20 protein-coding genes are annotated in these 24,180 nt (G+C 62.0%); 14 read left to right on the top strand and 6 right to left on the bottom strand.

The window, feature by feature from the left end; all coding sequences use genetic code 11:
• Window positions 1–104 precede the first annotated feature (104 nt).
• The 11 genes from rplQ to EN850_RS04655 all read left to right on the top strand — a co-directional run bounded on the left by rplQ (window position 105) and on the right by EN850_RS04655 (window position 12,577).
• Window positions 105–533 (top strand): 50S ribosomal protein L17, encoded by a 429-nt coding sequence (gene rplQ / locus EN850_RS04605; protein WP_127279754.1) that lies wholly within the window; start codon window positions 105–107, stop codon window positions 531–533.
• Window positions 534–714: 181 nt separating this feature from the next.
• The gene (locus EN850_RS04610) at window positions 715–2,208 is read left to right on the top strand and encodes a DegQ family serine endoprotease (RefSeq protein ID WP_135915582.1); all 1,494 of its coding nucleotides are present in this window, start codon (window positions 715–717) and stop codon (window positions 2,206–2,208) included.
• Window positions 2,209–2,249: 41 nt separating this feature from the next.
• The gene (locus EN850_RS04615; RefSeq protein WP_127279756.1) at window positions 2,250–3,557 is read left to right on the top strand and encodes a replication-associated recombination protein A; all 1,308 of its coding nucleotides are present in this window, start codon (window positions 2,250–2,252) and stop codon (window positions 3,555–3,557) included.
• A 152-nt stretch (window positions 3,558–3,709) separates the two neighbouring features.
• Window positions 3,710–4,237, top strand: a complete 528-nt coding sequence (locus EN850_RS04620) for a DUF930 domain-containing protein (protein ID WP_246689145.1) — start codon at window positions 3,710–3,712, stop codon at window positions 4,235–4,237.
• 157 nt (window positions 4,238–4,394) lie between these two features.
• Window positions 4,395–5,222, top strand: a complete 828-nt coding sequence (locus tag EN850_RS04625; RefSeq protein ID WP_136090698.1) for an aspartyl/asparaginyl beta-hydroxylase domain-containing protein — start codon at window positions 4,395–4,397, stop codon at window positions 5,220–5,222.
• Window positions 5,223–5,586: 364 nt separating this feature from the next.
• A complete protein-coding gene (locus EN850_RS04630) occupies window positions 5,587–7,242 on the top strand; it encodes a hypothetical protein (RefSeq protein WP_136090699.1) in 1,656 nt (551 codons plus the stop codon).
• 75 nt (window positions 7,243–7,317) lie between these two features.
• Window positions 7,318–7,692, top strand: coding sequence for a fluoride efflux transporter CrcB (crcB, locus tag EN850_RS04635; protein WP_135867739.1), 375 nt, complete (start codon window positions 7,318–7,320; stop codon window positions 7,690–7,692).
• Between the two features lie 107 nt (window positions 7,693–7,799).
• Window positions 7,800–8,780: an RluA family pseudouridine synthase gene (locus EN850_RS04640; RefSeq protein WP_135880295.1), complete on the top strand. Its 981-nt coding sequence runs from the start codon at window positions 7,800–7,802 to the stop codon at window positions 8,778–8,780.
• Window positions 8,781–8,827: 47 nt separating this feature from the next.
• Window positions 8,828–9,700 carry a DMT family transporter gene (locus tag EN850_RS04645; RefSeq protein WP_189524082.1) on the top strand — a complete coding sequence of 291 codons (873 nt, stop codon included), beginning with the start codon at window positions 8,828–8,830 and terminating at the stop codon, window positions 9,698–9,700.
• An 11-nt stretch (window positions 9,701–9,711) separates the two neighbouring features.
• Complete coding sequence (locus tag EN850_RS04650; RefSeq protein ID WP_136090700.1) at window positions 9,712–10,503, top strand: ATP12 family chaperone protein; 792 nt, start codon at window positions 9,712–9,714, stop codon at window positions 10,501–10,503.
• Between the two features lie 184 nt (window positions 10,504–10,687).
• The gene (locus tag EN850_RS04655) at window positions 10,688–12,577 is read left to right on the top strand and encodes an MFS transporter (RefSeq protein WP_136090701.1); all 1,890 of its coding nucleotides are present in this window, start codon (window positions 10,688–10,690) and stop codon (window positions 12,575–12,577) included.
• Between the two features lie 80 nt (window positions 12,578–12,657).
• Here the strand turns inward: EN850_RS04655 and EN850_RS04660 are convergent, their stop codons facing one another.
• A complete protein-coding gene (locus EN850_RS04660) occupies window positions 12,658–12,852 on the bottom strand; it encodes a DUF2735 domain-containing protein (RefSeq protein ID WP_136090702.1) in 195 nt (64 codons plus the stop codon).
• A gap of 312 nt (window positions 12,853–13,164) precedes the next feature.
• Here EN850_RS04660 and EN850_RS04665 point away from each other — a divergent pair, with 312 nt between their 5' ends.
• A complete protein-coding gene (locus tag EN850_RS04665; RefSeq protein ID WP_136090703.1) occupies window positions 13,165–14,205 on the top strand; it encodes a glutamine synthetase beta-grasp domain-containing protein in 1,041 nt (346 codons plus the stop codon).
• Between the two features lie 115 nt (window positions 14,206–14,320).
• On the opposite strand, the gene EN850_RS04670 is transcribed toward EN850_RS04665, so the two are convergent.
• Together EN850_RS04670 and EN850_RS04675 are read right to left on the bottom strand one after the other, a co-directional pair.
• Window positions 14,321–15,493, bottom strand: coding sequence for a P1 family peptidase (locus EN850_RS04670; protein ID WP_136090704.1), 1,173 nt, complete (start codon window positions 15,491–15,493; stop codon window positions 14,321–14,323).
• Window positions 15,494–15,527: 34 nt separating this feature from the next.
• Window positions 15,528–16,130, bottom strand: coding sequence for a TetR/AcrR family transcriptional regulator (locus tag EN850_RS04675; RefSeq protein ID WP_135915589.1), 603 nt, complete (start codon window positions 16,128–16,130; stop codon window positions 15,528–15,530).
• A 146-nt stretch (window positions 16,131–16,276) separates the two neighbouring features.
• On the opposite strand from EN850_RS04675, the gene EN850_RS04680 reads away from it, so the two are divergent.
• The gene (locus EN850_RS04680; protein ID WP_136090705.1) at window positions 16,277–17,701 is read left to right on the top strand and encodes an APC family permease; all 1,425 of its coding nucleotides are present in this window, start codon (window positions 16,277–16,279) and stop codon (window positions 17,699–17,701) included.
• A gap of 810 nt (window positions 17,702–18,511) precedes the next feature.
• Here EN850_RS04680 and glnA read toward each other — a convergent pair.
• Both glnA and EN850_RS04690 read right to left on the bottom strand, forming a co-directional pair.
• Window positions 18,512–19,921 (bottom strand): type I glutamate--ammonia ligase, encoded by a 1,410-nt coding sequence (gene glnA, locus EN850_RS04685; RefSeq protein WP_127279623.1) that lies wholly within the window; start codon window positions 19,919–19,921, stop codon window positions 18,512–18,514.
• Window positions 19,922–19,987: 66 nt separating this feature from the next.
• Window positions 19,988–20,326 carry a P-II family nitrogen regulator gene (locus EN850_RS04690; RefSeq protein ID WP_006205430.1) on the bottom strand — a complete coding sequence of 113 codons (339 nt, stop codon included), beginning with the start codon at window positions 20,324–20,326 and terminating at the stop codon, window positions 19,988–19,990.
• A gap of 357 nt (window positions 20,327–20,683) precedes the next feature.
• On the opposite strand from EN850_RS04690, the gene EN850_RS04695 reads away from it, so the two are divergent.
• Window positions 20,684–22,213: an NAD(P)H-hydrate dehydratase gene (locus tag EN850_RS04695; protein ID WP_135928760.1), complete on the top strand. Its 1,530-nt coding sequence runs from the start codon at window positions 20,684–20,686 to the stop codon at window positions 22,211–22,213.
• Between the two features lie 26 nt (window positions 22,214–22,239).
• Here EN850_RS04695 and EN850_RS04700 read toward each other — a convergent pair whose 3' ends face one another.
• On the bottom strand, window positions 22,240–23,772 hold the full coding sequence (locus EN850_RS04700; RefSeq protein ID WP_135928759.1) for an acyl-CoA carboxylase subunit beta: 1,533 nt from the start codon (window positions 23,770–23,772) through the stop codon (window positions 22,240–22,242).
• Window positions 23,773–24,180: the final 408 nt, after the last annotated feature.

Genomic DNA, 24,180 nt, shown 5'->3' on the forward strand with positions numbered 1-24,180 from the left:
GCATGAACTCCAAGGATCGGCGGCGTGAGCCGCTCGATCCGACGGTCATGCGGAAAGCCATCAGAGGCCGTGGCCTCTTGAACAACTGAAGAAGGAAAAGAGCCATGCGCCACGGTTTCAAAGGCCGCCGCTTCGCCCGCAGCATAAGCCACCGCAAGTCGATGTTCGCCAACCTGGCGGTGTCGCTGCTCGAGCACGAGCAGATCGTCACCACCTTGCCGAAGGCGAAGGACCTGCGTCCGATCGTCGAGAAGCTGGTCACGCTCGGCAAGCGCGGCGACCTGCACGCCCGCCGCCAGGTGATCGCGCAGATCGGCAATGAAGGCGTCGTCAAGCGCCTGTTCGACACCATCGCCCCGCGCTATGCCACCCGCAACGGCGGCTACCTGCGCATCATGAAGGCGGGCTTCCGTCACGGCGACAATGCCGCGATGGCCGTCATCGAGTTCGTCGACCGCGACACCGACGCCAAGGGCGCCGGCGACCGCGCCCGCCTTGAGGCGGAAGGCACGGACGAAGCCGCGGCCGCATAAGGCTTCGTCTTTCCAGATTGAATTAAAGGGGCCTGCGGGCCCCTTTTTCATATTCTGTGCGCGCCAGGCCGTGCCCAAAACTATTGATTGGCGCGAAAATAATCGGATTTCAGCGGCTTAGCCTTTCATTTTGCACATTCGTCGGGACAATGCGCCCGAACTCGCCTTGGAGGATTCGCGAATGCTCGCCAAAAGACTGTCCCTTGTTCTGCTTTGCGCCTTCATGGTGTTCGCAGCCGCACCGGCAGTCCGGCAGGCGCTGGCCGAGGACGCCGCCAAGCCCGCCGATCCGGGGCTCTCCGATGTGCTGACCGACCTGCTGCATGGCGTTGAAGGCGAGAATGCCACTTCAGGCCCGGACAAGCGCGTGCCGTTCGGTCGTGAGGAAGTGCAATTGTCGTTCGCGCCTCTGGTCAAGCAGACCGCGCCGGCCGTGGTCAATGTCTATGCCTCGCAGACAGCCAAGGTGACATCGCCTTTCGAAGGCGATCCGTTCTTCGAGGAGTTTTTCGGCCGCGCCCAGCCGCGTGCTCAGTCTTCCCTGGGCTCGGGTGTGCTCGTTGACCCGAGCGGTGTCATCGTCACCAATTTCCACGTCATCAAGGACGCCGACGAGGTCAAGGTGGCGACCGCCGATGGCCGTGAATTCGCCAGCAAGGTGATGCTGAAGGACGAAACGCTCGACCTTGCCGTGCTCAAGATTGAGTCCGACAAGCCGTTCCCGGTGATCGCCATCGGCGATTCCGACGCGCTCGAAGTCGGCGACCTGGTGCTGGCCATCGGCAATCCCTTCGGCGTCGGCCAGACCACCACCAGCGGCATCGTTTCCGCCCTTGCGCGCAGCCATATCGGCGTCTCGGACTCGGGCTATTTCATCCAGACCGACGCCGCCATCAATCCCGGTAATTCCGGCGGCGCGCTGATCAACATGGGCGGCCAACTGGTCGGCATCAACACCGCCATCTACAGCCGCAGCGGCGGCTCGATCGGTATCGGCTTTGCGATCCCAGCCAACATGGTGCGGGCTTTCGCCGATGCCGCCAAGGCCGGCCTCGATTTCTTCGAACGGCCCTATATCGGCGCCGAGTTCGAAGCAGTGACACCGCAGATCGCGGAATCGCTCGGCATGGAAAAGCCGACCGGGGCGCTGGTCTCGTCCGTCGACGCGGCAGGCCCCGCCGGCAAGGCAGGACTGAAGCCGGGCGATGTCGTGCTGCAGATCAATGGCAAGCCGGTCGAGAGCATCGAGGCGCTCGACTATCGCATGGCGACGCTGTCGATCGGCACCAAGGCGAATTTCGCGATCCTGACCAAGGGCCAGCAGGCAGCGATGGATATCGCGCTGGAGCGGGCGCCGGAGGGTGCGAAAGCCTCGGAGGTGACGCTGCATGGCCGCAGCCCGTTCTCGGGCGCCAAGGTCTCGGAACTGTCGCCGCGGCTTGCCCAGAAGCTCGGCCTGCGCACGGACCTCAAGGGCGTGACGGTGATCGACATCAACCGTGATTCGCCGGCCGCCGATTTCGGTTTCCAGCCGGGCGACATCGTGCGCGAGGTCAACGGCACCAGCATCGACACCGCCGCAACGCTGGCGCAGGTAGCCCAGCAGGATACGCGCTGGTGGCGCTTTACCGTCGAGCGCGGCGGGCAGATACTGCGCCAGGTGTTGCGTTACTGAGTTCGATCTGAAGGGATCGCGCTCCAAACCAAAAGAAGTGCATGGCCGATCTGTTCAGTGTCGATGAACCGGAAAAGGTGCCGCCCGGGCGGCCGCTGGCAGACAGGTTGCGTCCGAAAAACCTCGGCGAGGTCGTTGGCCAGGAGCATCTGACGGGTCCCGATGGCGCGCTGACCCGGCTGATCGGTTCCGGTTCGCTGGGATCGATGATCTTCTGGGGTCCGCCCGGCACCGGCAAGACCACGGTGGCAAGGCTGCTTGCCGGCGAAACCAGCCTTGCCTTCGAGCAGATATCGGCCGTGTTTTCCGGCGTCGCCGATCTGAAGAAAGTGTTCGAGGCGGCCAAGCTGCGCCGCGCCAACGGGCGCCAGACGCTGCTCTTCGTTGACGAGATTCACCGCTTCAACCGCGCCCAGCAGGATTCTTTCCTCCCCGTCATGGAGGATGGGACGGTGGTCCTGGTTGGCGCCACCACCGAAAATCCATCCTTCGAACTCAACGCGGCCTTGTTGTCGCGCGCACGGGTCATGGTCTTCCATTCGCTCGGCGAAGACAGCATCGCCAAGCTGATGATAAGGGCGGAGGAGACGGAGGGTAGGGCGCTGCCGCTCGATGACGAGGCGCGGGCGATGCTGATCCGCATGAGCGATGGCGACGGACGCGCATCGCTGACATTGGCCGAGGAAGTCTGGCGTGCAGCCAAGCCTGGCGAGATATTCGATCCCGAAGGGCTACAGCGCATCGTCCAGCGCCGTGCGCCGATCTACGACAAGGGCCAGGATGGCCATTACAATCTGATCTCGGCGCTGCACAAGTCGGTGCGCGGCTCGGATCCGGATGCCGCGCTCTACTATCTGGCGCGCATGTTCGATGCCGGCGAGGATCCGCTCTATCTTGGCCGCCGGCTGGTGCGTATGGCGATGGAGGACATCGGGCTGGCCGATCCGCAGGCACTGGTCGTCGCCAACGCCGCCAAGGATGCCTATGACTATCTCGGCTCTCCCGAGGGCGAGCTCGCTTTCGCCGAGGCCACCGTCTATCTCGCCACCGCGCCGAAATCCAACGCCGTCTATACAGCCTTCAAGGCAGCCACGCGGGCCGCGAAGGAACATGGCTCGCTGCTGCCGCCCAAGCATATCCTCAACGCGCCGACCAAGCTGATGAAAGAGGAGGATTACGGCGCCGGCTACCGTTACGACCATGATGAGCCGGACGCCTTTTCAGGCCAGGACTATTTTCCCGAAAAAATGGGTCGACAGACCTTCTACGATCCGCCCGAACGTGGTTTCGAGCGCGATATCAGGAAGCGGCTCGACTACTGGGCAAAGCTGCGCAAAGAGCGGGAATAGCTGGCTTGCGGAGTCCGGTGGCCTTGGCGGTGCGAAACGAGGCCTCGCCTTGGGGGATTTCGACTTCGGTTCTCCTGCACGCGCTGCTCGCCGCCACGGTTATGTTGATGCCACTGCCGAAGCCCCCGAGCCGGCCCGAGGAGGAGGAGCGCGTGTCTGTCACCATCCTGACGCCGCAGCAGTTCGAGGCTTCGACAAGACCCCCTTCATCGCCCGCTGAGGAGGCGCCCAGCGCGCCTATGCCTGAGGCACCGGTGGCGGCGCCAAGCGCTCGTCAGTCTCCCGCCGCGCCGGCCATGATTCGCCCGACGCGGATGCTGTCGGCCAAGACGCTCGCCGATCCGCGCAGCAAGCAGGCCCGCGCCGATCTCGAGACCTTCGCGTCCGACGAGCGCATGGTGCAGCTTTGCAATCTGGAGGCCATGGATCAGATCCGCCAATGGCGCGCGGATTTCCAGCCGGAGCGAGTGGTGCCCTACGCAACCGCCGAGGAAAAGATCACCGGCACGACGATCGCCGCCGATGGTGCGGCTTTTCGCAGCGGTAAAAACTGGTACGGCCTGAAGTTCAAATGCCAGCTCGCGCAGGACGACGAAAGCGTCATCGGCTTTGAGTTTCTGGTCGGCGATCCCGTGGCCAGGGATAGATGGAACGAGCTTGGCTTGCCGGCGGTGCATTGACAGCCCGGCATGCTCCACCAGGCAGCCAGCCCGGCCGGATACCATGGCCGTTGTGCGGTGACCCAAAAAACCTTATCAAGGCGCACGGTCGGGCGGTGGCCGTTGCCATGATTTGGGCACCTCATTCGCAACAGGATCGCGCGTCGCGCGTGGAAAAATGACAAAAACCCTTCGCAAATCCCTTCGCAAATTCGCCATTGCCATCCCGCTTCTCGCCCTTGGCTTCTATTTCATCCCGATCCTGACGACGATCTTCATCGTCTGTGGCCTGATCGACGTGCTGCGCAACAACAGGAAGGATCTGGCGCTGTTCAGCGGCTACTTCCTTGGCAACGGGCTCTTCACCTGGTTGCTCTCACCCTTCAACCTGCTGGTCGATCTTCTGTGCTACAGAAATCCGGGCGTGTGGAAGCTGGAGCAGTTTCCCGCCGACTATCAGCGTGAGGTCAACGAGGTCCTTGATGTCTTCAAGGCGCGCAAGGACGAGATCATCGCCGACATCGACGCCAATTTCGGCACCGGCCGGCGTGGCATGTATGTCTATCAATGGTACGGCAAGCACCGGATCGACAACGTCGCTGAATTCAACAAGGATTTCAAATACATCAAGACCATTGCCGTTTCGGTCTTCAGGGGCAAGGAATCGACCTCCTGGCATTTCGGGCCGCTGCGGCTCAGCCTGCGCATTCTCTACAATCTGCTGCCGGTAAAGGCGGAGGTTTTCGTCGAGTGCAACAACGCCAGGAACTACTGGCATGACAATCCGCTCTACATTTTCGACGACACGCTGCTGCATCGTTCGGTCAACGAATATGACGGCCGCCGCTACTGCGTGTTCATGGACATTGTCAGGCCGTCGCCATTTCCGGGCCTCATCGCGGGGCTTCTCGCCATTGTCTCGGTGAGCGTCGAGCGCATCAATTCGATGTTCTACAAGAACTGGAAGATGATTGGCTCCACAAAGCCGAAGAAGGTCGAAACCTGAGTTGAAGACCTATCGATGCTGCCGGCTCGGCCGGCAGCATCTTGAATGCGTTAGGGCAAATCCAGGAAACGTAGGCGGCTTTCCGTCGGGAATTGCGTCAAACCATGAGCCGCTGCCGGCGCTCGTGCATTGGTTTGAGGACGGCCAGGCTATGCTCTGACAAGCCAGCTCTGACAAGACATGCTCTGCCAAGACGGGCAGCTTCAGCGTACGTCGGTTCAGCCCTCGGCCTCTTTGGGCCGTCGCCAATTCATTATATGACCTACGTCGCAGGATTCGCATTTGCCCGCACGGCTCCGGCTTCGTCAGGGTATCTCGATTCTGCCCTCGGCAGTTCTGTCTCTTCCTTCCTTGGCGGATCCAAGTGTCAAAGCACAAAGCCTTCGGAGTCTGGGCGGGAACCTACATATGCACCGCGATGCTAGGCATTGCCATCAGCGCCGCGTACATAAATCTCGAAGAACCGGTCTATTATTGGGACTACGCTGCCTATTTCAATGTGTTCAACCAGCAGGGCGCGCTCCTGGTCGAGAGCCCCTTCAACTGGCTGAGCCAGGTGGGTACCTCCATTGCCACGCAGGACTATGGTGTGGCTATTCTGGTGCCGTTGATGCCCTTTCACATCGTCTTTGGTGGTTCGAGGCTTTCCTTCGTCGCTGGAATAGTCTCGGTCTACCTGGTTCCAGCGGTTCTTTTCATAGGCAGGATAAGTTATCTCGAGGCGGTCTCCGAGGCACCTTCTCGCAGCTGGCCAGCCGTTTGGATCGCGGCCGTGCTCTACACGCCGTTCTGGGCGCCGACACTGCGTGGAATGCCTGATGTTGCCGGCTGTCTCGCTCTCACCGCGGCAACCTATTTCCTGTGGAAGTCAAAATTCCTGACCCGCGAACCGGTGGTGGGCGGAATATCGGTCGGCGCCAGCCTATGGTTGGCCTTCATGCTGCGGCGCTGGTACGCCTACGCCGCTATCGGGGTCACCCTTTCCGCGGCGTTCCTGGGCCTGCTGCAGATCGCAAGGGATCGGGATCTTCCGGCATTCCGCGCTGCGGCTGGGGGTGGCCTGTGTGCGATCTTCGTTGTCACCGCAACCGCATTGAACTTCCAGCTGCCGCTGATCGCCAGAATTCTGGGAACGAGCTACGGCGACCTCTACAGCGGATACAAGACGACCTTTGGCACTGAACTCGGTGAAATGGGGAGCCGGCTCAGCTATGTGAATTGGCTGCTGATCATTGCCGGGCTTTACATCTCCATTGCTCGCCGCAACAGGTTCTCCCTGTTCTGCGCCATCGCCTCGCTGCTGACATTTTTGATTTTCACCCGGACGCAGGATCCGGAACCCCATCATTCACTGCCGATGTTCCTTTGGCTTTTCCCTGCATACGCCCAAGCCATTGTCGCGATCGTTTCCGTGCCGGCGCTGAAATCGCGATGGTGGACCGCAGGCATGGCGGTTGCCGCTGGGCTCGCTTTCCTGGGCACATTTTTCCCGACAGGTCGTCAGCTCCTGTCTCCGGTCGATTTCTTTTTTGCGCGGGAGGCCACGCTCCCGCTCCATCTCGATAATCTCCCCGAATACAGGCGCATGATCGATGATCTGGCCGGCAGAATGGGGCCACAGGATCGCTTTTCGGTTTTTGCCTCGGGGGCAGTCATGAGCGACGCGCTGTTGTTCGGGATGGATCGGGACCTCGTTCCCCATATCGGCTGGATTTGCCAGGTGGATAGTCGTGATCGGTTTCAGCCGGACGCATTGAAATCCAGATTTGTGATTGTGACCGACCCGCCGGTTACTCATCTGCAACCGGGCGCGCAGATTTGCGTCACGCTTCCGAACCAATATATTCTTGACGGGCAAGGCATCGGTGCCGCGTACAAGCGCATTGCGCGGTACCAATTGTCCGGCGGCGTTACCGGCTATCTCTATGAGCAGATGCGTCCAGTCACGCAGCAGGAACTCAATGCGCTGTACGGCGAATTCAAGAAGAGATATCCGGACTGGACAACACCTGTCTGGTGAACCGCGACAGGCGGATCTGGCGCTGACCGAGCCCAAGGGATTGACGCCGGCGCCCTCTCAGGGGCAGTAACGGCTATGTTCAATCTGCTTCTTGTTGCCGTTGGCGGCGGCATCGGTGCCGGCATCCGCCATTTGACCAGTATGGGCGCGCTGCGCCTCGTTGGCCCCAACTATCCCTGGGGCACGATGGCGATCAACATCATCGGCTCCTTTGCTATGGGGCTGTTCATCGCCGTTCTGGTGCGCCGCGGCGGATCGAACGAGCTCAGGCTATTCGTCGCCACCGGCATCCTTGGCGGCTTCACCACCTTTTCCGCTTTTTCGCTCGATTTCGCGACGCTGTGGGAGCGGGGCGCCACGTTGCCGGCGTTTGGTTACGCGCTTGCAAGCGTCATTGGCGCGATCATTGCCCTGTTTCTGGGACTTTGGCTTGCAAGAAGCCTGCCATAAAGCATGCCATGGCGTGCTTTATGGTTTTGGGCGGCGTGCATTAATGCTATTGCCGCGCCAAACGCAGGCCAAGAGCCCTGCTCGGGAAACGGATAAGCGAAAAAGACATGGCAGGCGTTGAACAGATCACGGTGGAGGCCGGCGAGGCGGGCATGCGGCTCGATCGCTGGTTCAAGACCCATTTCCCGGGTCTTGGCTTCGGCCATCTGCAGAAGCTGTTGCGCTCCGGCCAGATCCGCGTCGATGGCGGTCGGGTCAAGGCCGACACCCGCGTCGAGCCGGGCCAGATGGTGCGTGTGCCGCCGCTCGAGGTGGACAAGAAGGGCGAGAGCGCGCTCACAGGCCACTCGATCCGCAACCAGGGTGACGCCGATGTGCTCGCCAAGATGCTGATCCATGAGGATCCGAAGGTCTTCGTCTTCAACAAGCCGGCGGGCCTCGCCGTTCAGGGCGGCTCCGGCGTCACGCGCAATGTCGACGACATGCTGGAAGCCTGGCGCAACCAGAAGGGCGAGAAGCCGCGGCTGGTGCATCGGCTCGACCGCGATACGTCGGGCGTGCTGGTCGTCGCCCGTACCAGGCTGGCCGCCATGAAGCTCTCCGAGGCGTTCCGGGCACGGGAAACCAAGAAGACCTACTGGGCGCTGGTCAAGGGCGTGCCGCCCAAGCGCGAGGACAAGATCTCGACCTGGCTGATCAAGGAGGCGACGCCGGACGGCGACCGCGTGCGCATCGCCGCGCATGGCGAAAAGGGCGCCGACCACGCCGTGTCCTATTACCGCATCATCGAGCAGGCGGCGCAGACCATGACCTGGCTGGAGATGGAGCCTTATACGGGCCGCACGCACCAGCTCCGCGTCCACGCCGCCTATATCGGCTGTCCGATCATCGGCGACCCGAAATACTTCGAAGCCGACACCAACTGGGATTTTCCCGGCGGCATTCAAAACCGCCTGCACCTGCACGCGCGCCGCATCATTATTCCGCACCCGGACAAGGGCGTCATCGATGTCACCGCGCCGATGCCGCCGCACATGCGCCAAAGCTGGAACCTGATCGGCTTCGACGACGCCAGCGCGGAGGATTGACCGTGAGCGGCGCCACCGACGCGCTCGATCGGCGCGACGCTGTCGATATGGCCGCCGCCGCCATCATGGTCGGCCTGACCTTTTCCTGGGGGCTGAACTACGTCGCCGCCAAAATCTCCTATGCCGGCTACGACCCGGTCTTCCTGTCGATCGCGCGTTCGGTCATTGGTGGTTTCTGCGTTTTCCTCTGGTGCCGATGGCGCGGCATCGCGCTGTTCGCCAGGGATGGGACATTGCTGGCCGGCATCGCGGTCGGCGTGCTTTTCGGCGTCGAGTTCCTTTGCCTCTATGTCGGCCTGGAGCATACGACCGTTGCCCGAAATACGCTGCTGGTCAACTCGATGCCGTTCTGGATGCTGATCGGCGGCCACTTCCTGCTCGGCGAACGGATCAGCACGCGCAAGTTCCTTGGCCTGCTGTTGGCCTTTGCGGGTCTCGCCACCGTTTTTTCCGACAAGCTTGGCGGTAGCGGAGACATGCTGTTCGGCGATCTCCTGAGCCTTGGTTCCGGGTTTTTCTGGGCTCTGACCAACATCCTCATCAAGCGATCGAAACTGGTCGAGGCAACCGCGGAGAAGCTGCTGCTCTATCAACTCGCCGGCGCGGCGGTCGTTGGCGTGTTGGTGATGCCTCTCGCAGGCCCGCCGGTTCGCGATCCAGCCTTGCTGCCGACATTGGCGCTGCTTTTCCAGGCGATCTATATCGTCGCCTTCACCTACGTGCTGTGGTTCTGGCTGCTGCGCCGCTATCCGGCCTCCGGCCTGTCGAGCTTCACCTTCCTCTCGCCGGTTTTCGGTGTTTTATGCGGCTCGATGTTCTTGAATGAGCCGCTGACCATTCGCATCTTCCTGGCACTTGGTCTCATCGCGGCGGGCCTGATCATCGTCAACCGGCCGGCGCGCAAGCTGACGCCGGTGTGAAAGAGATTTTCATGCGCGATATCCTCAACGACCTCGAAGCGGGCAAGTATCTTTCCGATCCGGATCCGGTGCGTCGCGCCCAGATCCAGATGAAGACGCCGCTGCCCAAGCGCTTCTACAAGGAGGTTTCGATCGTGCCGGTGGAAGCTGGCTTTGCCGTGCAACTCGACGGCAGGCCGGTGCGCACCCCGGGCAAGGCGTTGCTGGCGCTGCCGACCCAGGCGGCCGCGACGCTGGTTGCAGGCGAGTTCGCCGAACAGGGCGAGACGATCAATCCGGTGACGATGCCGGTGATGCGGCTTGTCAACACCGCCATCGATGGCGTGGCCAGCGATCCGCAGGCGGTGCTGGAAGACATTCTGCGTTTCGCCTCGTCGGACCTGCTCTGCTATCGCGCCGACGCCCCACAAGGGCTGGTCGAGCGGCAGAACGAGCAGTGGGATCCCGTCATCGACTGGGCGCGCGCTTCGCTCGGGGTTCGCTTCAACCTTGCCGAGGGCATCATCCATGTCGAGCAGCCGCGCGAGACCATTGCCGTGCTGGGCAGCCATCTGGCGCAGCGCGCCCAACCGCTGCGCCTTGCCGCCATTCATGTCATGACGTCGCTGACCGGCTCGGCACTGCTGGCGCTGGCGGTCGATTTCGGCGAGCTCGACGGCGAGGAAGCCTGGGCCGCCGGCCATGTCGACGAAGACTGGCAGATCGCCCAGTGGGGACAGGACGCCGAAGCCGTCGCGCGCCGCACCGCGCGCAAACGAGATATGATGGCCGCCGTCAGCCTGCTCGAAGCGCTGCAGGCCTGAGCGCTTCGCTCCGCCTTCGCACTGCACCTAATACGAAAGTCATAATCCCATCGTCGCGGTGCCTTTCCCCGGCGCTTTCTGCCATTTTTCCTGTGTTGGCTGCGTCTTGTGAGTCCGCGTTCCGAGGAGAACGCGGACGTTGGCGCACAGCATCGAGGACTGGGTCTCACGGGAGGATAACTCAATGGCAATGGCATCGACCGCCGGCGGAACGAGCCGCGGCATGACGCGAGAGGAGAAGAAAGTCATCTTCGCTTCCTCGCTCGGCACCGTTTTCGAATGGTACGATTTCTATCTCTACGGCTCGCTGGCGGCTTTCATCGGCTCGACCTTTTTCAGCCCGACCATTCCCGAGGCAACGCGCAACATCTTCGCGCTGCTTGCCTTTGCCGCGGGCTTCCTGGTGCGCCCGTTCGGCGCGCTGCTGTTCGGTCGCATCGGCGACCTCGTCGGCCGCAAATACACATTCCTGGTCACCATGACGATCATGGGTCTCTCGACCTTCCTGGTCGGCCTTCTGCCCGGCTATGCGACCTTGGGCATCGCGGCTCCGGTGATCCTGATCGCCCTGCGCATGCTGCAGGGCTTGGCGCTGGGCGGCGAATATGGTGGTGCGGCCACCTACGTCGCCGAGCACGCGCCCGATGACCGCCGCGGCTTCTACACCTCATGGATCCAGACGACCGCGACGCTAGGCCTGTTCCTGTCGCTGATCATCATCCTTATCGTGCAGGGATCGCTGAGCAAGGAGACTTACGCCGCCTGGGGCTGGCGCATTCCTTTCATCGTCTCTTTCCTGCTGCTCGCCGTCTCGATCTGGATCCGGTTGTCTCTGTCGGAGTCCCCGACCTTCCAGAAGATGAAGGAAGAAGGCAAGGGCTCCAAGGCGCCGCTCTCGGAAGCCTTTGGTCAGTGGAAGAACGCCAAGATCGCGCTCCTGGCGCTGCTCGGCCTCACCGCCGGTCAGGCCGTCGTCTGGTACAACGGCCAGTTCTACGCGCTGTTCTTCCTGCAGAACGTGCTGAAGGTTGACGCGCAGTCGGTCAACATCATGATCGCCATCGCGCTGGCGCTAGGCTCGATCTTCTTTGTCGTGTTCGGCTGGCTCTCCGACAAGATCGGCCGCAAGCCGATCATCATGGCTGGCCTTGCGCTGGCCATCGTCTGCACCTTCCCACTCTTCAAGGCGTTGACCTGGGCCGCCAATCCGGCGCTCGCCAAGGCACAGCAGAGCACCCGGGCAACGGTGACGGCGGCACCCGGCGACTGCAGGTTCCAGTTCAATCCGGTCGGCACGGCGAAATTCACGACATCCTGCGACATCGCGACTTCGTTCCTGACCAAGAACTCGGTTCCGTACGATGTGGTGTCGACGGCGGCGGCCGGGACGGCTGCGTCAGTCAAGATTGGTACAGAGACGGTGCCGTCCTACGATGCGGTCGCGGCCGGCGATCAGGCCAAGGCCAAGGACGCGGTCTTCGTCAAGGCCGTCAACATGTCCCTGCGGGACAGCGGTTATCCGCTGAAGCGTGCGGCAATTAAGGTTGCGGACCAGAAACTCGATGCCTTCATCGCAGCCAATCCTGAACTCAAGCTCGACGCAGCCGCGATCCGCGGCGGCGAGAAGGCAGCGGTGCCGACCGATCAGGCGGTCAAGGACAAGCTCTTGACCGCCGATGAGGCCGCGGGCGCACCCGAGGTCACCGTCTACAACATACCGGGCGGCGGTGCCTTTGCCATGTTCGCCGATCCGGCGGCGGTGAACTGGCCGATGACAATCGGTATCCTGTTCATCCTGGTGCTGTTCGTGACCATGGTTTACGGGCCGATCGCGGCGATCCTTGTCGAGATGTTCCCGACCCGCATCCGCTACACCGGCATGTCATTGCCCTACCACATCGGCAATGGCTGGTTCGGCGGCCTGCTGCCGGCGACGGTGTTCGCGCTCAGCGCCTACAAGGGCGACATCTACTATGGCCTTTGGTACCCGGTGGTCATCGCGGCGATGACGCTGATCATCGGCATGATCTTCGTCAAGGATACGCTGGGAACCGACCTGCACGCCAAGGAGTAGTCGCTAGGCTCTTACGAACGAAAAGCCCGGCGCGAGCGATCGCGCCGGGCTTTTTCATGCGAGATCGACGTGGAGCGGCTTCAGCTTTTCCGTTGCGGGTTTTCTTCCTCGACGGCGGCCTCGTGGTACCAGCCATCGAAATCGGCGTGCTCGCCGCGAAGCGCGGCAAGCTCTGCCGCGAATTTGGCCTTGGCGCCTAAATTTAAGGCAGGCCTGCGCGCTGCCAGCGGGAACATCAGGATTTTCGCCGACGGACGCCATTGCGTGACTTGCATTGCCGGTCTCCCTTGTTTTTCAGAAGCTCGTCGATTCAGTTCCCATCAAAATAGGTTCTGCGATTCATTTAGGCAATATGCCTACGAAAAGATCATGATTTGCCTATGATTTAAGCAGTATTGCGGCTTGGGCGATCTGCACGCATTGCTGGGACGGCTCAGCAAAAACAAAGCCTTGGCATGACCATTTTGCCGCACCCGTCGGAGGCCGAGTGGCATACGAATTGCTTTTTAATCATCGGCAGGCCGGCCTGTTTCGGCCATGCATCGACATCGCCTGCTTGCGGTGTCCAAGCAACGAGAGGCTCTAGAATGACCAAATACAAGCTCGAGTATATCTGGCTCGATGGATACACCCCGGTCCCCAATCTTCGCGGCAAGACGCAGATCAAGGAATTCGCCGAGTTCCCGACGCTCGAGCAGCTGCCGCTGTGGGGCTTCGACGGGTCATCGACGCAGCAGGCCGAAGGGCATAGCTCCGACTGCGTACTGAAGCCGGTCGCGGTCTACCCGGATCCGGCCCGCACCAACGGCGCGCTCGTCATGTGCGAAGTCATGATGCCCGATAGCGTTACGCCGCACGCTTCCAACAAGCGCGCCACCATCCTCGACGACGAAGGCGCCTGGTTCGGCTTCGAGCAGGAGTATTTCTTCTACAAGGACGGCCGTCCGCTCGGCTTCCCCGAGAGTGGCTATCCCGCACCGCAGGGTCCGTACTATACCGGCGTCGGCTATTCGAATGTCGGCTCCGTTGCGCGCCAGATCGTCGAGGAACATCTTGATCTCTGCCTCGCGGCCGGCATCAACCACGAAGGCATCAACGCCGAAGTGGCCAAGGGCCAGTGGGAATTCCAGATTTTCGGCAAGGGTTCCAAAAAGGCCGCCGACCAGATGTGGATGGCCCGCTATCTGATGCAGCGCCTGACCGAGAAGTACGGCATCGACATCGAATACCATTGCAAGCCGCTCGGCGACACCGACTGGAACGGCTCGGGCATGCATGCCAATTTCTCGACCGCCTATATGCGTGAAGTCGGCGGCAAGGCCTATTTCGAAGCGCTGATGGCGGCTTTCGACAAGAATCTGATGGACCACATCGCCGTCTACGGCCCGGACAACGACAAGCGTTTGACCGGCAAGCATGAGACCGCGCCGTGGAACAGGTTCAGCTATGGCATCGCCGATCGCGGCGCGTCGATCCGCGTCCCGCATTCGTTCGTCAAGAACGACTACAAGGGCTATCTGGAAGACCGCCGTCCGAACTCGCAGGGCGACCCCTACCAGATCGCCTCGCAGATCCTGAAGACGATCGCTTCGGTGCCGGCCAGCGCAGAGGTTTCGGCCGCCGCCTGATCCTCTTTGCGGCGCATGCAACTCGGCGCCGCGAACGGATGCTCATTATGGAAAAGGCCCGGGCTGAAAACGCCCGGGCTTTTTTTTGTCAAGCAGTTTGCCGGATTGGCCTTCGTTATTGTCGATCAGCCATGACCCCACGCGCGTTCAGCGCCGTCACCACCTTGGCATGCGGCAGGGCGGGGGTCCGATTGCCGTCGCGGCCGATCATGTCGCTGTTGGCGACAAGCGCGTTGAGCACCGCCTCTTCGGCTGCTTGCACGACGGCTGCGTAGAAATCATCCATGCGACCCCACGGGATGAAATCCATGTGCCCATAGCTGTGTTCGGTCGCCGGTCCCCGCGGGAAGCGGCCGTTGAGGGCGTCGCGGTTGGCGGTCGAGAAAGCGAGAAAGATATCGCCGGAGAAATGCGAGCCGGTGGTGCCTGTCCGTGCGAGACCGAGCGGCACGCGCCTGGCCAGCGCCTTGCACTGGCCAGGCAGCAGCGGCGCATCTGTGGCGACGATGCCGATGCAGGAGCCGGCGCCCGTCGGGCCGCCGCTGAAATAGGCCTCCATCGGGTTGTCGTCGGCCAGTTCGTTGCCGAGCGGCGCGCCGGCAATGGTGAGTTCCCGGCGCGAGCCGAAATTGGCTTGCAGGAAGACGCCGACCGTGTAGGAGCGATGGCCGTAGTCGACGACCCTTGAAGCCGTGCCCGAGCCGCCCTTGAAAGCGTAGCAGTTCATGCCCGTGCCGCCGCCGACCGAGCCTTCCTCGATGTGCCCGCTTGTCGCATTGTCGATCGCCGCGGTCGCATGGTCGACCGTGACATGCGAGCCGTTGATATCGTTGAGATAGCCATCCCAGGTTTCGGCCACCACCGGCAGCAGCCACTGATCGGCGACGTCGGGCTTGTGGCGCGCGACCCAGTCGATGATGCCGCGATGACAGGGGCCGACCGCATGGGTGTTGGTGATCAGGATCGGCAGGCTGATGCTACCGGCTTCCTCTATCCACGAGGCGCCGGTCATTTCGCCATTGCCGTTGAAGGAGTGATAGCCGGCGGCGCAGGCCACGCCGACACCGTCGTGGCCGAACGGCAGTATCGCCGTCACGCCGGTGCGCACCGGTCCCTGTCCGAGCGCGAGCTTGCCTTCGCCCTTGATGATCGTGGAGTAGCCGACCAGGACGCCTCCGACATCGGTGATGGCATTGGCGGGGCCGGGCGTGCCCTGCAAGGGAATGGCGAGCGCCCGGGCGCGGGCCTTGCCGGCTGGCGTGGTGGTATGGGTCGGCAGTTGGTCCATGCTGGGGTTCCGCTCCGTTGATTGATATTCTGGCTCAGCGAAGGCTGCAGCCCGTCGCAAGCTCGGCATAGCTGGTCAGGATCGCCATCGCCGAAGGTTGATCGACCGCGGGCACGATATTGACGAGATGCAGCCCCAGGCCATCCTCGAGCACGACCAGGCTGCGCGCGATCGTCTCGCTGGTCGCCCGTAGTTTAAAGATGCCGGTGGCGGCGCCCGCCTCCAGTATGCCGACATAGATCGACACTTGCCGCTCGAACAAAGTGATGTGGCGGGCCGCGTAGCTCGCATCCGAGCGCGAATAGGCGCCAAGTTCGAGCAGCAGCCGGCAGAGCTGGTCGTCCGCGTCCGTCGGCAGTCCGCTTTCGATCATCGTTTTCAGCCGCAGCCGCGGATCGGCGATCTCGGCAACCGACGCCGCGCGTATGGTGCAGAACCGCTCGACGGCCTTGCGTTGCACATCGTCCAGCAGGTCCTTCAGGCCAGGATAATAATAGAGCAGGGCGCTCGAACTCATCCCTGCCTCATTGGCGACGTCGCGCAACGTGACGCCGGCAAGGCCGCGCTTGGCGATCATCGATTCCGCTGCCGCGACGAGCGTGAGGCGACGATCGGCCTGGGTTTTGGGTCGTCCCATCTTCGTTTCCTGAATTTGATTCAGTTTAAAACAGCCTCATGAAATTTCGCAAGCACCAATGCACCATATTAATTGACGATATCTGACTCCATCGCTAGGCTCCCCTCGGAGGAAAATTTTTATCCTATTAAAAAAAAGGGAGGAAGATGTCTACAAACGAAGCAACGACAGGGTCAACTGCCAAGGCCGCGCCCGCCGCCAAGGGACTGGATCGGGCGTTGAATGCGCTCGGCACGCTGATGATCGTGCTATCGGCAGTGACGCCGGCATCCTCGGTGTTCATCATCGTGCCGGGCGTCATCGCGCTGGCCGGCACCGGTTCATTCCTCAGTTTTGTCATTGCCGCGGTCATCGGGCTGTTCATGGCCTTCGTGTATGCCGAACTCTCATCGGCCTATCCGATGGCCGGCGGCGAATACACCATGATCGGCCGCACGCTCGGCCGCTTCTGGGGCTTCGTCACGCTGGTGCTGGTGTTTGTCTCGATCGTGCTGATCGTCGCCGTCATCGCGCTTGGTGTCGGCACCTATCTCGGCGTGCTCATCCCCAACCTCAGTCCGCAATGGGTCGGCGTGGTGACGATCGGGCTGGCCGGCACGGTCGCGGCGATGCGCATCAAGCTCAACGCCTTCGTCACCGGCATTTTCCTCGGCATCGAGATGCTGGCGCTGCTGATCCTGACCGGTCTCGGCTTTGCCCATGTCGAGCGGCCGCTCTCCAGCCTGTTCACCTCGCCGCAATTGCTCGACGCCACCACGAACACGCTTGTTCCGGCCTCGGCCGGCCTCATCCTGGCCTCCACTGCCGTCTCGCTGTTTGCCTATAACGGCTATGGCGCGGCCGCCTATTTCGGCGAGGAGACACAGGATGCCAGGCGCAACATCGGCAAGGTGGTTCTCTGGGCATTGGTGATTACCGTCGCGGCCGAACTCATTCCGCTGACGGCGGTGTTGCTGGGGTCTCCGGATCTTCCCGGCCTGCTCGCGGCACCCCAGAAGATCGAGTATTTTCTGGAAGCGCGCGGCGGCCATGCGCTGACGGTTCTGATCAGCCTTGCCATCGTCGTTGCCATCTTCAACGCCGTCATCGCAATCATCCTGCAGGCCGCCAGGCTGCTGTTCAGCTCCGGCCGCGACAAGACCTGGTTCGGCCCAATCAACGCCGCCGTCGCCTCGGTCCATGGCAGCTACGCATCGCCCTGGATCGCCACCATCGTCGTGGCGGTGCTGGCTTCGCTCGCCTGCTTCATCGATCTCAATCTGCTGCTGGTGGTCAGCGGCACGTCGCTGGTGGTGATCTACGCGCTTTTGTGCGTGGCGGTGTTTGCCGGCCGCCGCAATGGCACTACGGCTGGCGGACACTACCGCATGCCGCTGTTCCCAGTGCCGGCCGTCCTTGCCTTTGTGGCGCTGGTCTATGTCGCCTACCAGAACCTGCTCGATGCCGCTTTCGGGCGCCCGAGCCTGATCGCGACGCTGCTGATCATGGCAGTGGCGGCAATCTACTATCTGCTGATCCTGGCCAGGCGAACGGACTGGAACCTGCACGGTCCCGACGAGCTTGCTGGATAGGCGTTACCCTCCGACGCTCTGTCCTTGCGAGAACCCCGGCCGTCGCCGGGGTTCTCTTTTGTGGCGGCCCGTCCATTCCGGAGAGACTCGCTCCGGATTGCCACGTTAGCAGCGAGTGGGCGGCACAGGCGCTGAACGTCCATCAAAACCGATCGAACGGCTGCGACTTGAATACACCCAAAAAAAGTCAGGCTGAAAAGGTCGGGTCAGCTTCAGCGAATGAGGAGGCTTTTGGCCGGCATGCCATACCCTTCATCGATGGCTTGCGTTTCTGTATTTGGTGAAAAAGCCCGGAAAACTGCCTGTTTCCGGCTCGTCCGTACACCAACGAACCCTTGTATAAGCCACTGTTCATGCAAGGAAATCGCCAGTTGGTGCCATACCTCCGTGGCGTTGACATATGACGCCGCGGCATGCGTATTCATGGCTATGGGTTACGCCAAGCGATGCTGTTCGAACGGGGCGGGGGTTTCGTGAACGACTGCATTGGCGGGGGCGCCGGACGAGCGGGCATTGCAGCCTGAGGCAGTGCGCCGCTCGCTCCTGGCGTTCGATTGCGCTCGAAAGGCTACGGCTACTTGCTCGAATGGGCACTGGCTGGGTCCTGCCGCCCGTGACCTGAGGTCTTTCGCCGGCGGCCGCCGCGAGGCCCGGCAGCTCCAGCTGCGATCCGTCCTTCAAAACCTAAGCAAGTTGACCATCGTGCGTGGCTGTCCGCAAACAATCCATCGACAGAGCCCTTTGGATCAGCAAAAAGCCCTTGAAGGGGGAAATCCTTCAAGGGCTTTGAAACATTATCCGAACGGAATCCTAGACCGAATAGTACATGTCGTATTCGACCGGATGCGGGGTCATTTCGAAGCGCATCACTTCCGCCATTTTCAGTTCGATGTAGCTATCGATCTGGTCGTCGTCGAAGACGCCGCCGGCCTTCAGGAAGCCGCGATCCTTGTCGAGGCTTTGCAGCGCTTCACGCAGCGAGCCGCAGACGGTCGGGATCTTCTTCAGCTCCTTCGGCGGCAGGTCGTAGAGATCCTTGTCCATCGGCTGTCCCGGATGGATCTTGTTCTTGATGCCGTCGAGGCCGGCCATCAGCATGGCGGCGAAAGCGAGATAGGGGTTCGCGCCCGGATCCGGGAAGCGGACCTCGACGCGCTTGGCCTTTGGCGACGAGCCGAATGGGATGCGGCAGGAGGCCGAGCGGTTGCGCGCCGAATAGGCGAGCAGCACCGGCGCTTCGTAGCCAGGCACCAGACGCTTGTAGGAGTTGGTCAGCGGGTTGGTGAAGGCATTGATCGCCTTGGCATGCTTGATGATGCCGCCGATGTAGAACAGGCAGCTCTCCGACAGACCGGCATATTCATTGCCGGCGAAGGTCGGCTTGCCGCCCTTCCAAATCGACTGGTGGACGTGCATGCCCGAGCCGTTGTCGCCGAAGATCGGCTTCGGCATGAAGGTGGCGGTCTTGCCATAGGCGTTGGCGACCTGGTGCACGACATACTTGTAGATCAGCATCTTGTCGGCGTTGCGGACCAGCGTGTCGAACTTGATGCCCAGTTCGTGCTGGGCGGCGGCCACCTCATGGTGATGCTTTTCGACGCGCACGCCCATTTCGGCCAGCACCGTCAGCATTTCGGAACGCATGTCCTGCGCCGAATCGATCGGCGGCACCGGAAAATAGCCGCCCTTGATGCGCGGCCGGTGACCGAGGTTGCCGGTTTCGTAGTCGGTGTCGTCGTTCGACGGCAGTTCGGTCGAATCGAGCTTGAAGCCGGTGTTGTAGGGATCGGCCTTGTACTTGACGTCGTCGAACACGAAGAACTCGGCTTCCGGGCCGACGTAGATGGTGTCGCCGATGCCTTCCGCCTTCATGTAGGCCTCGGCCTTCTTGGCCGTGCCGCGCGGATCGCGGTTGTAGGATTCGCCCGAGACCGGGTCGAGGATGTCGCACAGGATAACCATGGTCGACTGCGCGAAGAACGGGTCCATGTGGACCGTGTCCGGATCGGGCATCAACACCATGTCGGACTCGTTGATGGCCTTCCAGCCGGCGATCGAGGAGCCGTCGAACATGACACCGTCGGCGAACATGTCTTCCTCGACCTCGACGACATCCATCGTCACGTGCTGCAGCTTGCCCTTCGGGTCGGTGAAGCGCAGGTCGACGAATTTCACGTCGTTGTCCTTGATCTGCTTCATGATGTCTTTGGCTGTCGTCATGTCATGTATCCCTGTGTGCTGACGTTTTTTGATGGATGACGTTTCTTAGAGGATGGCCGGGTCGGATCAAACCGCGTCCATGCCGGTTTCGCCGGTGCGGATGCGCACGACTTCCTCGATGTTGGAGACGAAGATCTTGCCGTCGCCGATACGGCCGGTCTGGGCCGCCTTGCGGATGGCCTCGATCGCGCCTTCCACGGCATCGTCGCCGAGCACGACCTCGATCTTCACCTTGGGCAGGAAGTCGACGACATATTCGGCGCCGCGGTAGAGTTCGGTGTGACCCTTCTGGCGCCCGAAACCCTTGGCCTCGGTCACGGTAATGCCTTGCAGTCCGGCCTCCTGAAGCGCTTCCTTCACTTCGTCCAGCTTGAATGGCTTGATGATCGCTTCGATCTTTTTCATGTAAAAGGTGGCCTCCACTGCCAAAAAAACGGGTTGTGAGCCCCCGCTTGCGCCTCCATCAAGCACGAACTGTGCCAGTCGGAGGGAACAGAAGCGGTGTCATACGATTTCAAAGCCATGTCACCCCCAGATGTAAATTCGCGTCATTCGCTGCATTGGAAGCGGCATGAAGGGCAACAGCCTATCCGGCGTCACTGTACGTGTCTGCCCAATATCTGGGCAAATTGCTCATCTTGCGGGCAGCTTGGTGCCTGCGATCCTTGCGCCGATCGACGTGGCCATGACAGCGGCAACTCCTCCCCGTTTGCGTCGAGCCGAAAACTGGACAATGCTTGATCGAATGCGGATCGGCAATCCATGAGCCACGAACTTCTTACTTCCGCCGATATGGGCGAGGCGGATCGGCTGACTATTGCAGCAGGTCCAACCGACGGCATTGGATTGATGCGCCGTGCCGGGCAAGCCGTCGCGGCGCAAGTGCTCAGGCGCTATCCCGCGGCGGCGCACGTCCATGTGTTGTGCGGCCCGGGCAACAATGGCGGCGACGGTTATATCGTTGCCCAGGTCCTTGCCGGCAGCGGCGTCGCCACCACGGTCTGGGCGCATGGTCCGCCAAGGCCGGATAGCGACGCGGCACTCGCCGCCGCGGAATGCTCCGTCAGGCCCCAGCCGCTATCGGACTTTAATGCCGGACCCGGCTCGATCGTGGTCGATGCGCTTTACGGGGCAGGGCTGTCCAAGCCGCTGTCCGGCGAGGCTGCCAGGGCGGTCGATCTCGTGAGCGACCTGCATCTGCCGGTTGTCGCGGTCGACCTGCCTTCCGGTATCTCCGGTGACAGCGGCAAGGTGCTCGGCACATCGTTCTCAGCCGACCTCACCGTGACCTTCGCGCGCAAGAAACCCGGCCATATGCTCCTGCCCGGCCGGGAACGATGCGGCGAGATCGTGCTTGCCGATATCGGCATCGGCGCGCAGATCATCGCAACGCTCCAGCCCCGGACATTCGAGAACGGACCGGAGCTTTGGTTGCGCGGTTTGCCGGTGCCGGCCGTCGACGCGCACAAATACAAGCGCGGCCATGTCGGTGTCTTTTCCGGTGGACCCAACGCTACCGGCGCGGCGCGGCTCTCGGCGCTTGCCGCCGCCCGAAGCGGGGCAGGGGCGGTGACGCTTCTGTCGCCGGGCAACGCCATGCAGGTCAATGCCGCGCACCTGACCTCGATCATGTTGCGCAGGACCGACGACACTGCCGACATTGAGGCATTTGTCGGGGAACGTCGGCCATCGGCCTTTGTTCTCGGACCCGGCTTTGGCGTCGGTGAAAAAACCAAGGCGTTCGCGCTCGCGCTGCTCGCGTCGGGCAAGCCAGCGGCCGCCTCCACCGGAATTGACGGCCTGGTCTTCGACGCCGACGCGATCACGAGTTTTCGGGAGGCGCCAGACGTTTTGTTCGAAGCCGCCCGTGGGCCGGACGCGCCGGCGCTGGTGATGACACCGCATGAAGGCGAGTTCGCCAGGCTGTTTCCTGGTATCGCCGACGACAATGCCTCCTCGAAGCTGGACAAGGCACGCTCGGCTGCCGCGAATGCCAATGCCGTCATCGTCTACAAGGGCGCCGATACGGTGATCGCCGCTCCGGATGGCAGGGCGGCGATCAATTCCAACGGCGTGGCCTGGCTTGCCACAGCGGGGTCGGGCGATGTGTTGTCCGGCATCGCGGCCGGACTGCTTGCCCAAGGCATGCCGGCATTCGAAGCGGCCTGCGCGGCGGTCTGGATCCATGCCGAGGCGGGCAGTCGGTTTGGGCCGGGGCTGATCGCCGAGGACTTGCCGCTGGCGCTGGTGCCGGTGCTGCGCGACCTGGTGGCTGCAGGAGACGGGCGCTGATCAACCGCGATGCCCGCGACACCAGTTCACAGCGGAATGTTGTCGTGCTTCTTCCAGGGGTTCTGCATGTCCTTGTTGCGCAGCATGCGAAGCGCCCGGGCGATACGGCGGCGGGTCGAGTGCGGCATGATCACCTCGTCGACATAGCCGCGCTCGGCGGCCACGAAAGGCGACAGGAAGCGATCCTCGTAAGCCTTTGTATGGGCAGCGATCTTTTCGCCATCGCCGATGTCCTTGCGGTAGATGATCTCGACCGCGCCTCTGGCGCCCATCACCGCGATCTGCGCCGTCGGCCAGGCATAGTTCATGTCGCCGCGCAGATGTTTTGACGCCATCACGTCATAGGCGCCGCCATAGGCCTTGCGGGTGATGACGGTGATCTTCGGCACGGTCGCCTCGGCATAGGCGAAGAGCAGCTTGGCGCCATGCTTGATCAGGCCGCCATATTCCTGCGCGGTACCCGGCAGAAAGCCGGGAACATCGACGAAGGTGACGATTGGGATTGAAAAACAGTCGCAGAAGCGCACGAAGCGTGCCGCCTTGCGGCTGGCGTCGGAATCGAGCACACCCGCCAGCACCATTGGCTGGTTGGCGACAAAGCCGACCGTGCGGCCCTCGACCCGGCCGAAACCGGTGACGATATTCTTCGCAAAGCTCTGCTGGATCTCGAAGAAATCGCCCTCGTCGGCGACCTTCAGGATCAATTCCCTGATGTCATAGGGCTTGTTGGCGTTGTCGGGGATCAGCCGGTCGAGCGACATGTCGTGATCGGTGACCGACTGGTAGCATTCGATCTCGGGAATCTCTGATGTGTTGGAAGCCGGTAGCAGGTCGATCAGCCGGCGCATCTGCAGGAGTGCTTCGACGTCATCGTCATAGGCGCCATCGGCGATCGAGGATTTCGTCGTGTGGACGGAAGCACCGCCGAGGCTCTCGGCTGTCACCGTCTCGTTGGTCACGGTCTTCACCACGTCCGGCCCGGTGACGAACATGTAGGAGGTGTCGCGCACCATGAAGATGAAATCGGTCATGGCCGGCGAATAGACGTCACCGCCGGCACAAGGGCCCATGATGACGGAGATCTGCGGTATGACGCCCGAAGCGAGCACGTTGCGCTGGAAGATTTCGGCATAGCCGCCGAGTGCCGCCACGCCTTCCTGGATGCGCGCCCCGCCGGCATCGTAGAGGCCGATGATCGGCGCACGGTTGCGCAGCGCCATCTCCTGCACCTTGATGACCTTTTCGGCATGGGCTTCCGACAGCGAGCCGCCGAACACTGTGAAATCCTTGGCGAAGAGATAGACCGGGCGGCCATTGACCGTACCCCAGCCCGTGACGACGCCATCACCTGCGATCTTGGTCTTCTCCATGCCAAAATCGGTCGAGCGATGCTCGACATACATGTCGAACTCCTCGAACGAGCCTTCGTCGAGGAACACCTCGATTCGTTCGCGCGCGGTGAGCTTGCCCTTCTTGTGCTGGGCGTCGATGCGGGCCTGGCCGCCACCCATGCGGGCGATGTCGCGCCGCCGCTCGAGTTCCTTCAGCACGTCCTTCATCGCTCGGTCCCCAGAAAACGGAAGCTGCGTTTGTGGTAATGATGCCCGACGGGGAGCGCAAGCGTCGGCTTTTTGGTCCGGTTTTGTTGCGCTGCAACATGGAGCCCTTGCATTTCGGGGCGAACTCAGCCATATGCAGCGGCATAGGCGCTTGGGCCGGACTCACCGGCCTTCTCGACGAATGAGACTGGTTGCGTCTGTTTTCCCTCTTTCCGGTATATCGGCCCCTCTTTCCGGTACATCACAAAGTGGCGAAAAAGTCCCGTGGCATGATGCCTGCGGGCACGACAGCGCAGCCGCGCGGACAATCCTGTCCGCCGCCTTGTCGTTCCATGACAGTTTATCCGACGGCAGGTTGCGCCCTGCCGCCATTGATGTTTGCGGCCAGAGGCCGCGTGAAAGAAGATT

The organism is Mesorhizobium sp. M8A.F.Ca.ET.207.01.1.1 (assembly GCF_004794715.1).
Taxonomy (GTDB): domain Bacteria; phylum Pseudomonadota; class Alphaproteobacteria; order Rhizobiales; family Rhizobiaceae; genus Mesorhizobium.